This window comes from Streptomyces sp. WZ-12, assembly GCF_028898845.1.
Classification (GTDB): domain Bacteria; phylum Actinomycetota; class Actinomycetes; order Streptomycetales; family Streptomycetaceae; genus Streptomyces.
In genome coordinates, this window is record NZ_CP118574.1 from 4,096,866 (window position 1) to 4,115,021 (window position 18,156).

Consider the following 18,156-nt stretch of genomic DNA (forward strand, 5'->3'; position numbering starts at 1 on the left):
TACTTACTTGCCGCCCGGCTAGTTTTGTACAGTGAGAAGGTAGAAGAGTCACTAGCCGGGCGTCAAGTAAGTTTCTTGCGCCGGGGGTGGGTAGGTCCCTGACCAGCAGGGCAGCAGATGATTGCGGGGGAAGCGGGCCGCGTCCCGGCCCGGCCCGCACCGACAACGCCGTCACGCAGGAGATCAGCATGAGCAGCGCATCGCCATCGCGCAGGGGGAACACCCGCCAGCGCATCCAGGACGTCGCCCTGGAGCTGTTCTCCGAACACGGCTATGAGAAGACCTCGTTGCGGGAGATCGCCGAGCGGCTCGACGTCACCAAGGCGGCGCTCTACTACCACTTCAAGACCAAGGAAGACATCGTCATCAGCCTCTTCGAGGACCTGTGCCGGCCCATCGACGAGCTGATCGTCTGGGCGCAGGAGCAGCCGCGCACGCTGGAGACCAAGCAGGAGGTCATCCGGCGCTACCACGAGTCGCTGCGGTCCGCCGAGGACCTTTTCCGTTTCATGCAGGAAAACCAGGCCACGGTGCGGGAGTTGACGATCGGCCTGCGCTTCAAGGAGCGGATGCTGACCCTCTACGACCTGCTCAAGGAGAACGACGCGGAGCTGGTCGACCAGGTGCGCTGCCTCACGGCGCTGTTCACCATGCACGCGGGGATGTTCGCGATGCAGAACGTCGTGGGCGACCCCGAGGAGAAGCGCGAGGCCATCCTCAGGGTCGCCACGGAACTGGTCACGGCGGCAAACCCGCCGGGCCGCCGGCCAGCCTGACCGGACTCAGCTCAGACGGCGTCGCCGTGAGCCCGCAGGAATCCGGTCGGCTCGATGCCCGACCCGTAGTTGGGGCCGGTGCGGACCTCGAAGTGCAGGTGCGGGCCGGTGGAGTTGCCGGTGCTGCCGGACAGGCCGATCTGCTGGCCCGTCGACACCTGCTGGCCGACATGGACCTGGATCTGCGACAGGTGCGCGTACTGGGTGTACATCCCGTTGGGGTGCTTGATCACGATCGCGTTGCCGTAGGCGGGACCGTCGCCGCCGCCGTTCGGACCGGCCTTGACGACCGTGCCCTTGTGGACGGCGTGGACCTTGGTGCCGGTCGGCACGACGAAGTCCTGACCGCTGTGCTTGTGCGCCCAGTGGCTGCCGGCGATGCCGAACGGCTGGCCGATGGTGTAGTTCTCGACCGGCTTCACCCAGCCGTTGACCTTCTTCGCGGCCTCTTCCTTGGCCTTCGTCGCGGCGGCCTTGGCGTCCGTGGCGGCCTTGCCCTGCGCCTCGGCCTGCGCGGCGACGGCCTTGCTGGTGCCGGCGGACAGGTTCAGCAGCCCACCATCGGCGGCGACGGCGACACCGGCGCCCAGCGCGGCGGTCAGACCGGCACCCGCGGCCACGACGGCCACCCGGTTACGCAGCACGGACTTGGCGGTCTTCTTGGAATTGCGTATCACGGAAAACTTCGACATGCGGGTTTTTCCTCCAGCGAGAAGCGAATGGGTTTTCCCGGCTGCGGACCGGGATCGCCATTCCTTGGTAACCCGCCTCCGCCCTGCCGCCAAGGCCCGCTTCCTACTACCGCCGACAGCGGTGATCGGCACACCCCTCGGGGGTCGCACCCCTGACACCTAACGCCCCACAAACCCACCCTCACCTGCACTTTTACAGGACGAGAAGCCCGTCCACCACCACCCCACAATTCCCCTACTCCCGCTAGTAGGGGGCGAATTCCTGTGCCTCATGTCACGGGATTCGACCGCTTTTAAGTGACCCGGGTTACACGCCTTCCAAGGCCAATGTGACCCGCGTTACGGGAATTACTGTGACCTGCGTTACCCAATTCCACATCACCCACCGCCACGAAAAGCGAAAACGCCTGACCGTCCTCGTCTCCTCCAAGGGGGAGCGCCGCACGCTCACCGAGCGGGACCTCCTCGACGCCTTCCCCACCGACGACCGCTGGCTGGTCACCACCCGCCCCTCCGCGGTCCGCGACGACTAGTTCGCCCCGGACGGCTTCGCCGAACGGACCCTCTCCCCCATGAGCCGCGACGAGGTCGCCGCCTTCATCACCCGCTGGCGCACCGCGGCCCGCTCCGACACCGAGGACCCCGATCCCCTCTCCGCCTACGAGCAGCCGCTCCTCGCGTCCGTCCGCACCAAGCCCGACCTCGGCCGCGCCGAACAGGTCCTCGCCGACGCCCCACGCGGACGACTCTCAGTGGGAGGACGTGATCCGCATGGCGGCAGCGCACGCGCGTCCCCGCGAACGGGCCGAACTATTACGCGAGTTGCTCGCCAAGAGGTCAACAAACGCTTCCGCGACCATCATTCGCCCAGCGTTCGCGCACAGCTCGCTGGTTTCTGGTCCGAGTTCGACACCGAGGAATACGCCGACGAAGTCATTCGCCACCTCGGCGGCGATGCACACATCGCCATAGCCAAGCCCGCCGAACTGCGCACCCTCGAAAGGCTTGACGGCCGCCGTCGCATCTCCCTCCACGGCGAGTTCAGCGCCGAGGACCCGGTCCGCCACCCGCATCCCGAACAGGTCACCCATCTCCCGTTCCACAACACCCGAGGGCTCGCCGATCTCACCTTCCTGCGAGATTTCCCTGCACTGGAATCACTGGGACTCGGGGAATGCCCAGCGGTCGAATCACTCGCATCGCTCGCCGGGTGCCGCTGCGTAGCATCAGCATCACCGATTGGGACGAGAACGCACAGGCGCCCCACGGGCTGCACCACCTGCGCCAGCTGGAATCCCTTCAGCTCTACGCTCTGCTGCCTCCAGAGGACCTCGGCACCCTCCCCGCAGACGCGCCCTTGCGCTCCCTCACCCTCAGCCACCCCGACGCCATCAACCTGACGCCTCTCGCCTCGTGGCCACTCCTGGACACCCTGCACCTCCAGTGCCTGACCAACGCCCTCCACGAGGACCAGTGGTACGCGCTGTCCCACCTGCCGAAGCTGACCCGCCTCACCCTTCACGCCGCGGAAGACACCACAACCCTGCGGGTCCCCTCCGACCTACGGCTCCCCCAGGTGATCGAGCTCTGGCACCAGAGTTCACGGACGAGTACCGCCGCCGAGATCACGGAGCAACTGCGCACGCTCTTCCCGGTGTTCCCCCACCTCCGCGCCCTTCGCCTCTACGGCACCAACGGCGACTCAGCGCCCATCAACCTCACCCTCCACCCCCGCCCCCGCACCTGACGCCCGGGGGCAACGCAAAACCGCCCCGGGACCGTTGAACGGTCCCGGGGCGGCCGACGTATCGGCGAGCTAGCTCGCTTAGGCGTCCTTGCTCAGGTTGGGCCCGGACCCACCCGTCGCCGACTCCACCGGAGGAGCGCTCGGCACGGCCGACTTCTCCTCGCCGCGGAAGGTGAACTTGGCGGACTCGCCCTCGCCCTCCACGTCGACGACCACGATGTGGCCGGGACGCAGCTCGCTGAAGAGGATCTTCTCCGAGAGGGCGTCCTCGATCTCGCGCTGGATCGTGCGACGCAGCGGACGCGCGCCGAGCACCGGGTCGTAACCCCGCTTGGCCAGCAGCGACTTGGCCTCGCTGCTGAGCTCGATGCCCATGTCGCGGTCCTTGAGCCGCTCGTCCACCTTGTTGATCATGAGGTCGACGATCTGGATGATGTCTTCCTCTGTGAGCTGGTGGAAGACCACCGTGTCGTCGACACGGTTGAGGAACTCGGGCCGGAAGTGCTGCTTGAGCTCCTCGTTGACCTTGGCCTTCATCCGCTCGTAGCCGGTCTTGACGTCGCCCTGGGCGGCGAAGCCCAGGTTGAAGCCCTTGGAGATGTCCCGGGTACCGAGGTTGGTGGTCATGATGATGACCGTGTTCTTGAAGTCCACGACCCGGCCCTGGGAGTCGGTCAGTCGACCGTCCTCCAGGATCTGCAGCAGCGAGTTGAAGATGTCCGGGTGGGCCTTCTCGACCTCGTCGAAGAGGACGACCGAGAACGGCTTGCGGCGCACCTTCTCGGTGAGCTGGCCACCCTCCTCGTAACCGACGTAGCCGGGGGGCGAACCGAACAGCCGCGAGACGGTGTGCTTCTCGCTGAACTCCGACATGTCGAGGGAGATCAGCGCGTCCTCGTCGCCGAACAGGAACTCCGCCAGCGTCTTGGAGAGTTCGGTCTTACCGACACCGGACGGGCCGGCGAAGATGAACGAACCACCGGGGCGCTTCGGGTCCTTCAGGCCGGCACGCGTACGACGGATCGCCTGCGAGAGCGCCTTAATGGCGTCCTTCTGGCCGATGACGCGCTTGTGCAGCTCGTCTTCCATCCGCAGGAGCCGGCTGGACTCCTCCTCGGTGAGCTTGAAGACCGGGATGCCCGTCGCTGTGGCCAGGACCTCGGCGATCAGCTCCTCGTCGACCTCGGCGACGACGTCCATGTCGCCGGCCTTCCACTCCTTCTCCCGCTTCGCCTTCGCGGCCAGGAGCTGCTTCTCCTTGTCGCGCAGGCCGGCGGCCATCTCGAAGTCCTGCGAGTCGATCGCGGACTCCTTCTCGCGACGCACGTCGGCGATCTTCTCGTCGAACTCGCGCAGGTCCGGCGGCGCGGTCATCCGGCGGATCCGCATCCGGGAGCCGGCCTCGTCGATCAGGTCGATCGCCTTGTCCGGCAGGAAGCGGTCGGAGATGTAGCGGTCGGCCAGGGTGGCCGCGGCGACCAGGGCGGCGTCCGTGATGGACACGCGGTGGTGCGCCTCGTAGCGGTCCCGCAGGCCCTTGAGGATCTCGATGGTGTGCGGCAGCGACGGCTCGGCGACCTGGATCGGCTGGAAACGGCGCTCCAGGGCCGCGTCCTTCTCCAGGTGCTTGCGGTACTCGTCCAGCGTCGTCGCGCCGATGGTCTGCAGCTCGCCGCGCGCCAGCATGGGCTTGAGGATGCTGGCCGCGTCGATCGCGCCCTCGGCGGCGCCCGCGCCGACCAGGGTGTGCAGCTCGTCGATGAACAGGATGATGTCGCCGCGGGTGCGGATCTCCTTGAGCACCTTCTTCAGGCGCTCCTCGAAGTCACCGCGGTACCGGGAGCCGGCGACCAGCGCGCCCAGGTCGAGGGTGTAGAGGTGCTTGTCCTTGAGGGTCTCGGGCACCTCGCCCTTGACGATGGCCTGCGCCAGGCCCTCGACGACCGCCGTCTTGCCGACGCCGGGCTCGCCGATGAGGACCGGGTTGTTCTTGGTGCGGCGGGACAGCACCTGCATGACCCGCTCGATTTCCTTCTCGCGCCCGATGACCGGGTCGAGCTTGGTCTCCCGGGCGGCCTGCGTGAGGTTGCGGCCGAACTGGTCCAGGACGAGGGAGGTCGAGGGCGTGCCCTCGGCGGGACCGCCCGCGGTGGCGGCCTCCTTGCCCTGGTAGCCGGAGAGCAGCTGGATGACCTGCTGCCGCACCCGGTTCAGGTCGGCGCCCAGCTTCACGAGGACCTGGGCGGCGACGCCCTCGCCCTCGCGGATCAGGCCGAGCAGGATGTGCTCGGTGCCGATGTAGTTGTGGCCGAGCTGGAGGGCCTCGCGGAGCGACAGCTCCAGGACCTTCTTGGCACGGGGAGTGAAGGGGATGTGGCCGGACGGGGCCTGCTGGCCCTGGCCGATGATCTCCTCCACCTGCTGGCGGACCGCCTCGAGCGAAATGCCGAGGCTCTCCAGGGCCTTAGCGGCGACACCCTCACCCTCGTGGATCAGACCCAGGAGGATGTGTTCGGTGCCGATGTAGTTGTGGTTGAGCATCCGGGCTTCTTCCTGAGCCAGGACGACAACCCGCCGCGCACGGTCGGTGAACCTCTCGAACATCGTTAATCGCTCCTCAGAGCGGTCAGGCAGTTAGGGGTCGGTCCCCTCCCTGTCCTTCCGCATGCTAGTCCCGCAGGGCGGGACAGCTCATTCCAACTGCCGACACCCGTCCGGATCACCCCGCTCCGACGGGGAAATTTACTGCCGAACAGCTGACACCTGCTCCAACTCGATGGTGCGAGACGATGTTCCCGCAGGCCAGGCATATACGCATGCCGCCACTACGCCCGTGGCGAACGCGCCCCTTGCCGACGCACCACCCACCGCCACCCAAAGACGGCGTCGAACTGCTCGCAGTGCCGGTCACAGCGTCTCTACCCACCGAGACTTTCTTACCCGCCGGCACTGACACTCCATGCGGCGCGGGCCTTTTCCCTCCGCTACGGGCGAACACCTCCACACCCCGGAACGCGCCCGCACTCCCGCCGGCAATACACGGAATGCATCGCTCCGCACACCGAACGTAACCTTCCGCACGGTCGGGAGTTGCACCGGACATGGCCCGCACGCTCCCGCGACCCCGCTCCCCCCTCTCCGCCGTCCGCCGGTGGTACGAGGAAGAACTGGGCTGGCCGACCACCGGAACCGAGCCGGTGGAGCTGCTCACGGGGGTGCGCTTCGACGTCCTGGAGATGCCCGCCGACGCGGGGCACGCCGTGCTGCGACGGATGCCGCACACCGGCCCGGTCGCACTGCGGCGGCCCGAACGGGGCGGGAAGCAGGCGGAGGATCGGCCGAAACTGCTCATGCTCATCGCGGCCGGCGGCGCGGAGGAACTCCCGGGAATCCTGGAGTGGCTGGAGTGGGGCACGCTCGCGGCGGACCTCACGGCACACGGGGCCGGGGGGCGGATGCCCGCGCCGGCGATCCCCTCCAAGGGCCGCGCGTCAGGTGGCTGCGGCACTCGGGAGGCCGCGGGATGGGTGCGGCCTCCCCAGCCTGGATACGAGGCGGAGAATTCCCTGCCCACCACGGGGATGGGGACAGGAATCGGGGACGGTGGGGGCGCCCCCGACCTCGTACGGCTCGTGAGCGCGGCAGCAACGGAGTGCCACCGGGCCCGGTTGGTGCGTGCTCGTAATGGCCAATCGGATCGCGCGTGCGGCGCTCAGCCGTTGGCCTTCTCGAATGCCTCGCGAATGTCGGCGGGGACACGGCCACGGTCATTGACGTTGTAGCCGTTCTCCTTCGCCCAGGCGCGGATCTTCGCGGTGTCCGGGGAGCCGGCGGAAGCCGCCCGGGCCTTGCCGCGGCCGGCGGAACGGCCACCGGTCTTGCGGCCGGCCTTCACGAAGTCGGCCAGCGACTCGCGCAGCTTGTCCGCGTTGGCGTCGGAGAGGTCGATCTCGTAGGACTTACCGTCGAGAGCGAACGTCACGGTCTCGTTGGCCTCGCCACCGTCGAGGTCGTCGACAAGAAGAACCTGAACCTTCTGTGCCACCAGGTTTCCCTTTCATCGAATGCGGATTACGACGGAAAGCAAACCGCTTTTCCGGGAAAAACACAAACCCTTGGGTAGGGTTCACTTGCCCACAGAGCGGGGAACGCATGCTTCCGTAGGCATGAGATAGGGGAGCGATTCGGACATAGAACACTGATCACAGGTGCAGAAGCATGCGACTGTTGCCCAGGGTGTTGGGCTTCACTCGTTCGAGGCCCAGGAACTCCGCTACGCCCTCGTCATAGGAACGCAGCAGTTCGCTGTACACGTCCCTGTCTACGGGAGTCTCGCCGATCTCCACGAAGCCGTGCTTGGCGAAGAAGTCGACTTCGAAGGTGAGGCAAAAAATTCGCCGCACTCCGAGCCACCGCGCCGTGGCCACCAACTTGGCCAGGACCTGGTGTCCGACCCCGGATCCGCGCAGCGCCGGATCCACCGCCAGGGTCCGGACCTCCGCGAGGTCTTCCCACATGACGTGCAGTGCGCCGCAGCCGACCACTTCGGCGTCTTCGTCCCGCTCGGCCACCCAGAACTCCTGGATGTCCTCGTAAAGCGTGACGGTGGCTTTGTCGAGCAGGATCCCGTCGCACGAGTAGGCATCGATGAGGCGACGCACGGTGGGTACATCGCTGGTCCGGGCACGACGGACGGTGAGCCCATTTGAATGCGCTGACATGCCCGGACGCTATCGCCCCTTGCCGCCGGCACCTGCTCCGGGTTCATCTCCTTCGCCGGCCGGCGCTTCATCCGCGGCTCGCGACTGTTCTTCCCCGGCCTGTTCCCCGGCCTCTTCCCGGGCCGTCGCCTGTTCTTCCGCCGCTTCGGCCGGATCGTCGACCTGCACCATCCGTACGGCATCGCGGAGGGCTTGCCGTTGTTCCGGCGACATCATGCCGAAGAAGGCCACTAGTGCGGCCGCGGGGTTGTCACTGGCGGACCACGCTTCGTTCATCAGTGCGGCCGAGTACGCGGCACGAGTGGAGACCGCCTCATATCGATAGGCGCGACCTTCCGCTTCGCGGCGGACCCAACCCTTCTGATGGAGGTTGTCCAATACGGTCATGACCGTCGTGTAGGCGATCGACCGTTCCTTCTGGAGATCCTCCAGAACTTCTCGAACGGTGACCGGTCGGTTCCACTCCCAGACCCGCGTCATGACCGCGTCTTCCAGATCACCCAAGCGTCTCGGCACACAAGAAGAATAGTGGGAGATGTCGCGAATGCCGGTTGATCTCGTTGCGTTTGGTCCGGAAAAAGGAAGTACGGCCCGGGACGCTCAATCCCGGGCCGTACTGAGCGGGCGGGCCGCCCGAAAAGGCGGCGGTTCAGGCGCCGAACGCCTTGGGCTCCTGCCCGGCGGCCTCGGCGCGGGCGTACGCCGCATCGACGGCCGCGTCCTCCTTCGACTTGTTCTGACCACCCTGACTCTTGACGATCGTGACGATCAGGCACGTGAAGGCGACTGCCATCACTACGGGCGGGAGCAACGCGGCGACGTAATCCATGGCATGGGCCTCCTTATAAGGCGTAAGCCCGCGACAGTACCCAGCCAGGGTACGCAGCGCTCAGGCGGTGCGGGTCTCCGGGGGCGGCGCTGGCTTCCGACGGGGCGGGAACACCTCACCGGGCGTCGGGATGGGCCGGTCGGGACGCGGCGCCTTGGGGCGCGGAGCCGGCTTCGGCGGTTCCCTGCGGGGCTCCCGTTGAGGGTCCCGCTTGGGGTCCGCCCCGGCGTCCGATCCGGCGTCCGATCCGCTGGCCGGTGCGGCGCCGGCGGGGCGCGGACGCCCGCCGGTTCGACCGCCCGACAGGGCGTCCGGGGAAGCGCCTGAGCGCCCGCCTGGCAGCGCGCGCAGGCGCGTCCGTACGGATTGTTCGGCCAGCCGCTCGCAGTGCCGCAGCAGGGCGCTGCGGCGCTTGCGCTCGGACTCGACGGCGGGCCGGGCGAGCAGCGAGCGCAGCGCGGCGAGGTCGTCGGGGCCGGGGACGTGGCCGGCCCCGAGCGCCTCCCGGAGCCGCGTGAGGTAGCCGGCGGCGGCACCGGGCAGGGCGTCGCGGTAGCGGGCGAGGTCGGCGAGCAGGAAGGCGCGCAGGCGGGCGCCTTCGCGGACCGCCTCGTCCACCGCCTCGGCCAGCCGGAGGTATTCCTGGACGTCCTGCGAGCGGTCCGCGCCGAGGAGGTCCAGGGGCACGGCGGGGGAGCTCGTCTGGAGGGCATGGGCGAGGGCGCGACGGAGCACACGCAGCTCATCGGCGCCGAAGGCCATGCCGCCGCGGGATCCGTATGGCATTGGCATGGGGCGACTTTACGACTGAATCGGACAAAAGCCGCTTAATTCACGTGCGGTGGCGCGGTCGCGGGGCGCGCGTCACACGGGCGCGCCAGTACGGAACCGGCGCTGCCCCTTCTCCCCGCCGCCCGGTTACAGCCGCCCGACGTTGCGCTCGTAGACCAGCCGCAGGCCGATGAGGGTCAGCCAGGGTTCGTGCTCGTCGATCACCGAGGACTCGCCGAGCACCATCGGGGCCAGGCCGCCGGTGGCGATCACCGTCACGTCGTCGGGGTCCTCGGCCAGTTCCCGGGCCATCCGCTGGACCACGCCGTCCACCTGGCCGGCGAAGCCGTAGAGGATGCCGGACTGCATCGCCTCGACGGTGTTCTTGCCGATGACGCTGCGGGGGCGGGCCAGTTCGATCTTGCGGAGCTGGGCGCCCTTGACGCCCAGCGCGTCCACGGAGATCTCGATGCCCGGGGCGATCACCCCGCCCACGTACTCCCCGCGGGCGCTCACCGCGTCGAAGGTGGTCGCGGTGCCGAAGTCGACGACGACGGCCGGGCCGCCGTACAGCTCGACGGCGGCCAGCGCGTTGATGATCCGGTCCGCGCCAACCTCCTTGGGGTTGTCCATGAGGATCGGCACGCCCGTCTTGACGCCGGGCTCCACCAGGACGGCCGGCACGTCCCCGTAATAGCGGCGGGTCACCTCGCGCAGCTCATGGAGCACCGAGGGGACCGTGGAGCAGATGGAGATGCCCTCGATGTTGTCGCCCAGGTCCTCCCCGAGCAACGGGTGCATGCCCATCAACCCCTGGAGGAGCACGGCCAGTTCGTCGGCGGTGCGGCGGGCGTCGGTGGAGATCCGCCAGTGCTCGACGATCTCGTCGCCGTCGAACAGGCCGAGAACGGTATGGGTGTTGCCCACGTCGATGGTCAGCAGCATGGCGATCAGCGGCTTTCGTCGTCGTGCGAGCCGGCGTCCAGGGCACCGGTGAGGTCGTCGCCCTCGCGCAGGTCCAGGCCGATGTCGAGGACCTTGGCGGAGTGGGTGAGCGCCCCCACGGCCAGGTAGTCGATGCCGGTCTCCGCATAGGAGCGGGCCTTGTCCAGGGTGAGGCGGCCGGAGGACTCCAGGACCGCGCGGCCGGCGACCAACTCCACGGCCTGACGGGTCTGTTCCGGGGTGAAGTTGTCCAGCAGGATCAGGTCGGCGCCCTCGGCCAGGATCGGCGGAATCTGGTCGAGCCGGTCGACCTCCACCTCGATGGGCACCCCGGGGAACTCGTTCCGCACGGCCGTGAACGCCCTCGCGACGCCGCCGGCCGCCACCACGTGGTTGTCCTTGATGAGCGCCGCGTCCGACAGCGACATCCGGTGGTTGACGCCCCCGCCGCAGCGCACCGCGTACTTCTCCAGGGCGCGCAGGCCCGGCGTCGTCTTACGGGTGTCGCGGACCTTGGCCTCGGTGCCTTCGAGGGCGTCCGCCCAGGAGCGGGTCAGGGTGGCGATGCCGGACAGCCGGCCCAGGAGGTTGAGCGCGCTGCGCTCGGCGGTGAGCAGGTCGCGGGTCCGGGTGGTGACGGACAGCAGCTTCTGCCCGGCCACGACCCGCTCGCCGTCCTCGACGTGCCGCTCGACCGCGAACTCCTCGGTGCAGACGATGGACAGCACCGCCTCGGCGACCCGCAGGCCGGCGACGGTACCGTCCTGCCGGGCCGTGAAGTCCCCGGTGGCGACGGCGTCTTCGGGGACGGTCGCCACGGTGGTGACGTCCACGCCCTGGTCGAGGTCCTCCTCGATGGCCAGGTGCGCGATGTCCTCCACCTGAACGGGGTCGAGGCCGCCGGCCACCAGGAGCGCGGCCAGGTCGGGGTCGAGCCCACAGGTCAGCGGGTCCAGCTCGTAGGCGTCGTCGTCGCCGGCGGCGCACCCACAGGCGTCGCCGCAGCCCCCGGTGGGGGCGGCACCGGGCCGGCCGATCTGGAGGAGGGGGAGGTCGTCGGGGGTGCTGCTCACGGGGTGCGCTCCGTATCGGGGAGGGGTTCGGGCTTGAAGGGACGGGTCAAACGGTCGGCGGGAAACCGGCGGTCTCGGTCGTCCGGAGGCTGAGGGTGCGGTCGGTACCGAGGACGATGCGGAAGTGCCGGCGCCAGGAGGCATCGTCGCGGTCCGGGTGGTCCTCGCGCCAATGGCAGCCACGGGTCTCCTCCCGGAGCCGCGCGGCGGCGACCAGGACGCGGGCGACGCACAGCAGGTTGGTGGCCTCCCACGCCTCCACGCCCGGCTCGGGGGCCTTGGCGGCGGGCGCGGGGGAAGCGGCGGCCTCGGCGGCCTCCCGGCTGAGGCGGTCCAGACCGTCGGCCGCCGTGGCGAGGCTGGTGGCACTGCGCAGCACACTGGCGCCGGTGGTCATGATCCGTTGGATGGCGGGGCGGGCCTCGGGCACCAGGAGGGGCAGCGGGGCGCGGGTTTCCACGGGGGCGGGCACCGGGGCGGCCGTCCCGTTGGCGGCGATGTCCGCGGCGATCCGCTCCGCGAACACCAGCCCCTCCAAAAGAGAGTTGGAGGCCAGCCGGTTCGCGCCGTGCACGCCCGTGCAGGCCACCTCACCGCACGCGTACAGGCCGGGGACGGTGGTCCGGCCGTGCAGGTCGGTGCGGACGCCGCCGGACGCGTAATGGGCCGCGGGGGCGACCGGGATCGGCGTGGTGACCGGGTCGATGCCGTGTCCTCGGCAGGCGGCCAGGATGGTCGGGAAGCGGTGCTCCCACATGTCCGCGCCGAAGTGGCGCGCGTCGAGGTACATGTGCTCGACGCCCTGCTCCTGGGAGCGGCGCATGATCGCCTTGGCCACGATGTCGCGCGGGGCCAGCTCGGCGAGTTCGTGCTGACCGACCATGAAGCGGGTGCCGTCCCCGTCGACCAGGTGGGCGCCCTCACCCCGTACGGCCTCGGAGATCAGCGGCTGTTGGCCCTCCGCGTCCGGCCCCAGGTAGAGCACGGTCGGGTGGAACTGCACGAACTCCAGGTCCGACACCTCGGCGCCGGCGCGCAGCGCCAGGGCCACCCCGTCCCCGGTGGAGACCGCCGGGTTGGTGGTCGCGGAGAACACCTGGCCCATGCCCCCGGTGGCGAGCACCACCGCCGGGGCGTGCACGGCACCGACGCCGTCGTGCTGGCCCTCCCCCATGACGTGCAGGGTGACGCCGGCCGTGCGGCCCTCGGCGTCCGTGAGGAGGTCCAGGACCAGCGCGTTCTCGATGGTGCGCAGGCCCGCCCGTCGCCCACCGCCGCCCTCGGCCGAGAGCGCTTCGCGCTCGCCCGTGTCCTCGGCGCGCACCGCGGACACCAGCGCGCGGGAGATCTCCGCGCCGGTCGCGTCGCCGCCGGCGTGCGCGATCCGACGGCGGTGGTGGCCGCCCTCCCTGGTGAGCGCGATCTCCTCGCCCCCAGGGGTGGTGTCGAAACGGGCGCCCGCCGCGATCAGCCGGTGGACGGCGTCCGGGCCCTCGGTCACCAGGGCCCGCACGGCCTCCTCGTCGCACAGGCCGGCGCCCGCGACGAGGGTGTCGGCCAGATGCTGCTCGGGGCTGTCGCCGTCCCCCAGGGCCGCGGCGATCCCGCCCTGCGCCCAACGGGTCGAGCCGTCGTCCAGCCGGGCCTTGGTGACGACGACGGTCCGGCGGCCGGCGGCGGCGCAGCGCAGCGCGGCGGTCAGTCCGGCGACCCCGGAGCCCACGACGACGACGTCCGCCGTGATGGACCACCCGGGGGCGGGGGCGGTGAGGCGTATGCCGGTGGGGCCGGCGGCGGTTCCGGTAGCGGTCATCGGGTCGCTCCGAGGGGGCCTGGGGGTGGGGTGGACTTCCTGGAGTTCCGGGAGGGCTCCCGCGCCGTCCCGGGTGCGGGCTTCCCCTGGGAGCCGGTGTGCCGCCCCTGAGCGGTGGCCGGATGCGGGGCCCCGCTCGCGGGGAACACGAGCCGGATGTTGTCGATGAGCCGGGTGGTGCCCACCTTGGCGGCCACCGCGAGGATCGCCTCGCCCTCGAACCCGTCCGGGACCTCGGTGAAGTCCCGGGGGTCGACCAGCGCCAGGTAGTCCAGGCCGAGCGGCGGGTCCAGTTGGGCGGCGTCCTCCAGGACCGCATGGGCCGCGGTGCGGGCCACGGACGGGCCGTGCGGCGGCCCCGCGGCGGCGTAGGCGACGGCGTGCGCGTCGGCGGCCGCCCGGTCCTCGCCGAGGGCCGCCAGCGCCGCGGAGCGGTCCTGGACGGGGTGCCCGGCGGAGGCGGCGCGGGCACGCAGCGCCTCTTCCGCGGTGAGCCGGTCGCGGGCCGCGAAGAGCGCCGCGGACAGCGCGAGCGCGGTGCGCCGCTCCGGCCCGGACAGATAGCGGTTGCGGCTGGAACGGGCCAGCCCGTCGGCCTCCCGGACCGTGGGGACGCCGACGATCTCGACGGGGAAATTCAGGTCGGCGGCCATCCGTCTGATCACGGCGAGCTGTTGGGCGTCCTTCTCGCCGAAGAACGCCAGGTCCGGAGCGGTCAGATGGAGCAGCTTGGCGACGACGGTGAGCACCCCGTCGAAGTGCCCGGGGCGGCTGGCGCCCTCCAGGACGGTGCCCATGGGGCCGGCGGAAATACGGACCTGCGGCTCGCCGCCCGGATAGACCTCGTCGGTGGACGGTGCGAAGACGGCGTCCGCGCCCGCCCGGGAGGCCAGCACCACGTCCTCGTCCAGGGTCCGCGGGTAGCGGTCGAGGTCCTCGCCCGCCCCGAACTGGAGCGGGTTGACGAACACCGTGACCACGACCTGGCCCTGCGGGCCGACCCGCTCACGGGCCGCCCGGACCAGGGCGGCGTGCCCGTCGTGCAGCGCGCCCATGGTCATGACGACGGCCCGCGCACCGTCGTGGCGGGGCAGCGCGCGCAGTTCCGCGGCGGTGCACACGAGTTGGGGGCCCGGCGTCGGGCTGACGGGCGAGGAGGTCATGAGTCGCCTCTGTGGGAACCGGGGTCGGTGGTCTCGGAATCGGGAGGAGCCGGGCGGGCCGAACTGGGGTCACTGGTGGGCCCGTTGGGGCGGGGGTGGTCGCCCTCGGGACGGTCGCCGGGGGTGGTGGGCCTGTGGTCGTCGGCAACGGTGGGCCCGTTGTTGGCGTCTGCCGGCCGGTCGGAGGGTGCGGGCCGGTCGTCGTCCCGGTTGCCGTGACGTTCCTCGGCCCGGTCGTCGTCGGAGCCCTCACCGCGGTCGCCATCGGGGCCGGCCGACGATGTTCGCTCACCCTCCGAGGGAGACCGCTCCTCCTTTGAGGACGCTCGCGCCCCCGGGGACGCGTCCGGTGCGGCGGCCCCGTCCGGGGCGGGGCCCGCGAGCGCGTCCAACAGCTCCGCGGCCAGCTCCGGCTTGAGCAGTCCGTGCGACAGCGCCCGATCGGCCGTCATACGGGCCATGGCCAGATAACCGGCGACGGCCTGTGGGGCGTGCCGCCGCAGCTCCGCCACATGGGCCGCCACGGTCCCGGCGTCCCCACGGGCGACCGGGCCCGTCAGGGCCGCGTCACCGGACCGCAGCGCGTTGTCCAGGGCCGCGCCGAGCAGCGGGCCGAGCATCCGGTCCGGGGCCCGCACGCCGGCCTTCGTCAGCAGCTCCATAGCCTGCGTCACCAGCGTGACCAGGTAGTTCGCGCCGATGGCGAGCGCCGCGTGATACAGCGGACGGGCGGATTCCGCAATCCACTCGGGCTCCCCGCCCATCTCGATGACCAGTGCCTCGGCGGCCATTCGCAGTTCCTCGGGGGCGGTCACCCCGAACGGGCAGCCGGCCAGCCGCTGCACGTCCACGGACGTCCCGGTGAACGTCATGGCCGGGTGCAGCGCCAAGGGCAGCGCCCCGGCCCGGGTCGCCGGGTCCAACACCGCCGTCCCGTAACGCCCGGAGGTGTGCACCAGCAACTGGCCCGGCCGCACGGCACCGGTCTCGGCGAGACCTCTCACCAGGTCGGCCAGGGCGTCATCGGGGACGGTCAACAACACGAGGTCCGCACGGGCGAGCACCTCGGCCGGGGCGACCAACGGGACATCGGGCAGCAGCTCGGCGGCGCGCCGCACGGAGGCGTCGGAGACCCCCGAGACGGCCACCGGACGGTGCCCGGCGAGTTGGAGCGACGCGGCGAGCGCGGGCCCGACTCGGCCTGCTCCGACGACTCCGACGGTGAGCCGAGCGGGCCGGTCCTGGGCCTCTAGGGACGGGTTTGGGTTCACGCGGCGATGGCCTTCCGTTCCAGTCCGCGAGGGGTACCGGACGATTCGTCGCCATGCTACGCGAGTGCCTCCCCCCGCCCTGAGAGTCGTACGGAGGGTGAGACGAGGGCCTCGGAGGGCGTGACCGCGCGGGCCTCGACGCAGAACCGGAACCCCCTGCACCGCGCCGGTTCGCGTTCCGCTCCGCGCCGGTTCGCAGAGTTATCCACAGCCCTCGCGGCGGCGCGGGCGGCTGCGCAATGATCGGTTCCAGACCCCGCGCGAAGGGCGCGGGGCGAAGCGGAGGCGGGGGCCATGAGCGAGAGCGGCAAGCGCGGGACTGAGGACGGGAAGCACACGACCGAGGGAGGCGGGCCGGAGGCCACCGCGGGCGGCGGCCGCTCGGGGGACGTGACGGACGGCCGGGAGCGGCGGTTCGCCGCATACCGCGGCTCGGCGCGGACGCTGTCCGGCGTCCGCCCACCGGAGACGCTCGCCGAGCGCCTGGCCCGCCTGACGGCCGACGCCCCTTCCGTCTACGACCTCGACGACTGGACCGACTTCTACGGCAACGACGACGGCATCGTGGGTGAACTGGAGCGCCGCACCGCCGACGCCCTGGGCACCGAGGCCGCCGCGTTCTTCCCGACCGGCACCATGGCGCAGCAGGTGGCGCTGCGCTGCTGGGCGGGCCGCACGGGCAACGCGACGGTCGCCGGCCATCCGCTGTCCCACATGGAGGTGCACGAGCGCGATGCGTACGCCCAGGTCAGCGGGTTGCGCATGGTGCATCCGACGAACGCCCCGCGCCTGCCGACGGCCGCCGAGATCTACGACATCCAGGAGCCGTTCGGCACCCTCGCCCTCGAACTCCCGCTGCGCGACGCCGGATACGTCCTCCCCGGCTGGGAGGAGCTGACGTCGACGGTGTCCGCCGCCCGGGACCGGGATGCGGTGGTGCACTTCGACGGCGCCCGCCTGTGGGAGTGCGGCCCGCACCTCGGCAGATCGCTCCCGGAGATCGCCGCCCTCGCGGACAGCGTCTATGTCTCCTTCTACAAGTCGCTGGGCGGCATAGCGGGCGCCGCCCTGGCGGGCACCGAGGAGTTCGTCGAGGAGGCCCGCGCCTGGCGGCACCGCTACGGCGGCCAGTTGTTCCAGCAGTGGCCGACCGTGCTCGCCGCCCTGGCCGGGCTGGACCACGAACTGCCCCGGCTGCCCACGTACGTGGCCCACGCCAAGCTGGTCGCCCGGGCACTGCGGGAGGGGCTGGCGGAGGCCGGCGTGCCGTGGTTCCGCGTGCACCCGGAGGAGCCGCACACCCATGAGTTCCAGGTGTGGCTGCCCCATCCAGCGGAGGCCCTGGACGAGGCCGCCACCCGGCAGGCGGAGGAAACCCGGACCGCCCTGTTCCGCAAGTGGTTCGAGCCGGGCCCGACCGCCCCGCCGGGTATGGCGATGACGGAGGTGACGGTCGCCTCCCCCGCCCTGGAGTGGACGGCGGAGGAAATACGCACGGCGGTGGGCGAGTTCGTCCGGCGCATCGACGGGTGACTGCGGCTAGGTGACCGCGACGGCCGGGTGACAGTGACGGCCGCGCGCAGTGAGGACGCGAGGGCGCTACGGCTCAGGAAGGGGGTGAGGCAAGGGCGTTGTGGCACCGGGCGCTTCGGCCGGCTGCGACTGCGGGCTGCGGGCTGCGGGCTGCGGGCTGCGGGCTGCGGGCTGCGGGCTGCGGGCTGCGGGCTGCGGGCTGCGGGCTGCGGGCTGCGGGCTGCGGGCTGCGGCACGGTGGCTGGACGGTGGGCGGACTCCGCCTAACCGCACCGCCCCCGCACGGCTCGCTCCCGCGCCGCAGGCTCCCGCGTCCCCGGCTCCCCGGTGGTTCGCCCCAGCGTGCCCGGCTGCTGTACGGCCGGCCGCTGCCCGACGGATTCCCGCACGGTGCCCGCCCTCGCAGCCGCCTGCTCCGCGTCCGCCTCCTGCGCGGTGCGCGCTCTCGTGACCGGCGGCCGCGGTACGAGGTCCGGCGAGTTCGGCACGAGGCCACGTGAGTCCGGCACGGGGGCAGGTGAGGTCGGCACGAGGTCGGGCCAAGTCGGGGCGGAGCCAAGGGCGTTCAAGGGGCGGGAGGGGCGGGCCAAGAGTGCGGTGACGCGGCGCACGAGGCGGCCGTTGCGACCCCACCAGCGTTCCGCGGGATCGGTGACCACGGCCTGGAAGCGGCGCCACAGCCGGATTTCCCGGGCGGTGCGGACGGCGGCCGCATCCGGTGCGGGCGGGGCGGCCTCGCCCCGCTGAGCGGCGCGGTAACTGTCGAGGAGGTGCTGCTGCATGGCGTCCATGGCCTCACTGTGAGACGGCCGGGTCGACCCT

General features: G+C 70.9%; 18 protein-coding genes and 1 pseudogene. 5 read left to right on the forward strand and 14 right to left on the reverse strand.

The window, feature by feature from the left end:
* Positions 1–188 precede the first annotated feature (188 nt).
* Positions 189–776: a TetR/AcrR family transcriptional regulator gene (locus PV796_RS17320; protein ID WP_274914173.1), complete on the forward strand. Its 588-nt coding sequence runs from the start codon at positions 189–191 to the stop codon at positions 774–776.
* Between the two features lie 11 nt (positions 777–787).
* Here PV796_RS17320 and PV796_RS17325 read toward each other — a convergent pair whose 3' ends face one another.
* Positions 788–1,468: a M23 family metallopeptidase gene (locus PV796_RS17325; RefSeq protein WP_274914174.1), complete on the reverse strand. Its 681-nt coding sequence runs from the start codon at positions 1,466–1,468 to the stop codon at positions 788–790.
* 353 nt (positions 1,469–1,821) lie between these two features.
* On the opposite strand from PV796_RS17325, the gene PV796_RS17330 reads away from it, so the two are divergent.
* Positions 1,822–2,001 carry a hypothetical protein gene (locus PV796_RS17330; RefSeq protein ID WP_274914175.1) on the forward strand — a complete coding sequence of 60 codons (180 nt, stop codon included), beginning with the start codon at positions 1,822–1,824 and terminating at the stop codon, positions 1,999–2,001.
* Between the two features lie 216 nt (positions 2,002–2,217).
* On the opposite strand, the gene PV796_RS17335 is transcribed toward PV796_RS17330, so the two are convergent.
* A complete protein-coding gene (locus tag PV796_RS17335) occupies positions 2,218–2,559 on the reverse strand; it encodes a hypothetical protein (protein ID WP_274914177.1) in 342 nt (113 codons plus the stop codon).
* Positions 2,560–2,678: 119 nt separating this feature from the next.
* On the opposite strand from PV796_RS17335, the gene PV796_RS17340 reads away from it, so the two are divergent.
* On the forward strand, positions 2,679–3,215 hold the full coding sequence (locus PV796_RS17340) for a hypothetical protein (RefSeq protein ID WP_274914178.1): 537 nt from the start codon (positions 2,679–2,681) through the stop codon (positions 3,213–3,215).
* Positions 3,216–3,293: 78 nt separating this feature from the next.
* Here the strand turns inward: PV796_RS17340 and PV796_RS17345 are convergent, their stop codons facing one another.
* Complete coding sequence (locus PV796_RS17345; RefSeq protein ID WP_016576565.1) at positions 3,294–5,819, reverse strand: ATP-dependent Clp protease ATP-binding subunit; 2,526 nt, start codon at positions 5,817–5,819, stop codon at positions 3,294–3,296.
* A gap of 497 nt (positions 5,820–6,316) precedes the next feature.
* Between PV796_RS17345 and PV796_RS17350 the strand changes: the two genes are divergently transcribed.
* Positions 6,317–6,997, forward strand: coding sequence for an SCO3374 family protein (locus PV796_RS17350; protein WP_274914180.1), 681 nt, complete (start codon positions 6,317–6,319; stop codon positions 6,995–6,997).
* On the opposite strand, the gene PV796_RS17355 is transcribed toward PV796_RS17350, so the two are convergent.
* From PV796_RS17355 to PV796_RS17400, 10 genes and pseudogenes are all read right to left on the reverse strand, one after another.
* Positions 6,928–7,260: a histone-like nucleoid-structuring protein Lsr2 gene (locus PV796_RS17355; protein WP_067348362.1), complete on the reverse strand. Its 333-nt coding sequence runs from the start codon at positions 7,258–7,260 to the stop codon at positions 6,928–6,930. The two genes, PV796_RS17350 and PV796_RS17355, sit on opposite strands and share 70 nt — an antisense overlap.
* Positions 7,261–7,417: 157 nt before the next feature.
* On the reverse strand, positions 7,418–7,936 hold the full coding sequence (locus tag PV796_RS17360) for an amino-acid N-acetyltransferase (protein WP_274914182.1): 519 nt from the start codon (positions 7,934–7,936) through the stop codon (positions 7,418–7,420).
* Positions 7,937–7,945: 9 nt separating this feature from the next.
* Positions 7,946–8,440 carry a BlaI/MecI/CopY family transcriptional regulator gene (locus PV796_RS17365; protein WP_274914183.1) on the reverse strand — a complete coding sequence of 165 codons (495 nt, stop codon included), beginning with the start codon at positions 8,438–8,440 and terminating at the stop codon, positions 7,946–7,948.
* Positions 8,441–8,585: 145 nt separating this feature from the next.
* Complete coding sequence (locus PV796_RS17370; RefSeq protein ID WP_274914185.1) at positions 8,586–8,765, reverse strand: hypothetical protein; 180 nt, start codon at positions 8,763–8,765, stop codon at positions 8,586–8,588.
* A 60-nt stretch (positions 8,766–8,825) separates the two neighbouring features.
* Entirely contained in the window at positions 8,826–9,527 is a 702-nt protein-coding gene (locus PV796_RS17375; protein WP_274919080.1) for a hypothetical protein, read from the reverse strand.
* Positions 9,528–9,683: 156 nt separating this feature from the next.
* Positions 9,684–10,481, reverse strand: a complete 798-nt coding sequence (locus PV796_RS17380) for a type III pantothenate kinase (RefSeq protein ID WP_274914186.1) — start codon at positions 10,479–10,481, stop codon at positions 9,684–9,686.
* A 5-nt stretch (positions 10,482–10,486) separates the two neighbouring features.
* Positions 10,487–11,554: a carboxylating nicotinate-nucleotide diphosphorylase gene (gene nadC / locus PV796_RS17385; RefSeq protein WP_274914187.1), complete on the reverse strand. Its 1,068-nt coding sequence runs from the start codon at positions 11,552–11,554 to the stop codon at positions 10,487–10,489.
* A gap of 46 nt (positions 11,555–11,600) precedes the next feature.
* Complete coding sequence (locus tag PV796_RS17390) at positions 11,601–13,367, reverse strand: L-aspartate oxidase (protein ID WP_274914188.1); 1,767 nt, start codon at positions 13,365–13,367, stop codon at positions 11,601–11,603.
* A complete protein-coding gene (panC, locus tag PV796_RS17395) occupies positions 13,364–14,530 on the reverse strand; it encodes a pantoate--beta-alanine ligase (protein WP_274914189.1) in 1,167 nt (388 codons plus the stop codon). Before panC ends, PV796_RS17390 begins: the two co-directional genes overlap by 4 nt.
* A gap of 311 nt (positions 14,531–14,841) precedes the next feature.
* Positions 14,842–15,801: pseudogene (locus tag PV796_RS17400) on the reverse strand (Rossmann-like and DUF2520 domain-containing protein); the annotation flags it as partial.
* Positions 15,802–16,095: 294 nt separating this feature from the next.
* Between PV796_RS17400 and PV796_RS17405 the strand changes: the two are divergent.
* Positions 16,096–17,334, forward strand: coding sequence for a threonine aldolase family protein (locus PV796_RS17405; RefSeq protein ID WP_274914193.1), 1,239 nt, complete (start codon positions 16,096–16,098; stop codon positions 17,332–17,334).
* Positions 17,335–17,597: 263 nt separating this feature from the next.
* Here PV796_RS17405 and PV796_RS17410 read toward each other — a convergent pair whose 3' ends face one another.
* A complete protein-coding gene (locus PV796_RS17410) occupies positions 17,598–18,125 on the reverse strand; it encodes a hypothetical protein (RefSeq protein ID WP_274914195.1) in 528 nt (175 codons plus the stop codon).
* Positions 18,126–18,156: the final 31 nt, after the last annotated feature.

Bases quoted from the DNA above. Each gene is read 5' to 3' on its own strand.
- PV796_RS17345 (WP_016576565.1), bottom strand. From the start codon at position 5,819: ATGTTCGAGAGGTTCACCGACCGTGCGCGGCGGGTTGTCGTCCTGGCT.
- panC (WP_274914189.1), bottom strand. From the start codon at position 14,530: ATGACCTCCTCGCCCGTCAGCCCGACGCCGGGCCCCCAACTCGTGTGC.
- PV796_RS17320 (WP_274914173.1), top strand. From the start codon at position 189: ATGAGCAGCGCATCGCCATCGCGCAGGGGGAACACCCGCCAGCGCATC.
- PV796_RS17350 (WP_274914180.1), top strand. From the start codon at position 6,317: ATGGCCCGCACGCTCCCGCGACCCCGCTCCCCCCTCTCCGCCGTCCGC.
- PV796_RS17370 (WP_274914185.1), bottom strand. From the start codon at position 8,765: ATGGATTACGTCGCCGCGTTGCTCCCGCCCGTAGTGATGGCAGTCGCC.
- PV796_RS17375 (WP_274919080.1), bottom strand. From the start codon at position 9,527: ATGGCCTTCGGCGCCGATGAGCTGCGTGTGCTCCGTCGCGCCCTCGCC.
- PV796_RS17380 (WP_274914186.1), bottom strand. From the start codon at position 10,481: ATGCTGCTGACCATCGACGTGGGCAACACCCATACCGTTCTCGGCCTG.
- PV796_RS17325 (WP_274914174.1), bottom strand. From the start codon at position 1,468: ATGTCGAAGTTTTCCGTGATACGCAATTCCAAGAAGACCGCCAAGTCC.
- PV796_RS17360 (WP_274914182.1), bottom strand. From the start codon at position 7,936: ATGTCAGCGCATTCAAATGGGCTCACCGTCCGTCGTGCCCGGACCAGC.
- PV796_RS17390 (WP_274914188.1), bottom strand. From the start codon at position 13,367: ATGACCGCTACCGGAACCGCCGCCGGCCCCACCGGCATACGCCTCACC.
- PV796_RS17335 (WP_274914177.1), bottom strand. From the start codon at position 2,559: ATGGGTGACCTGTTCGGGATGCGGGTGGCGGACCGGGTCCTCGGCGCT.
- PV796_RS17405 (WP_274914193.1), top strand. From the start codon at position 16,096: ATGAGCGAGAGCGGCAAGCGCGGGACTGAGGACGGGAAGCACACGACC.
- PV796_RS17410 (WP_274914195.1), bottom strand. From the start codon at position 18,125: ATGGACGCCATGCAGCAGCACCTCCTCGACAGTTACCGCGCCGCTCAG.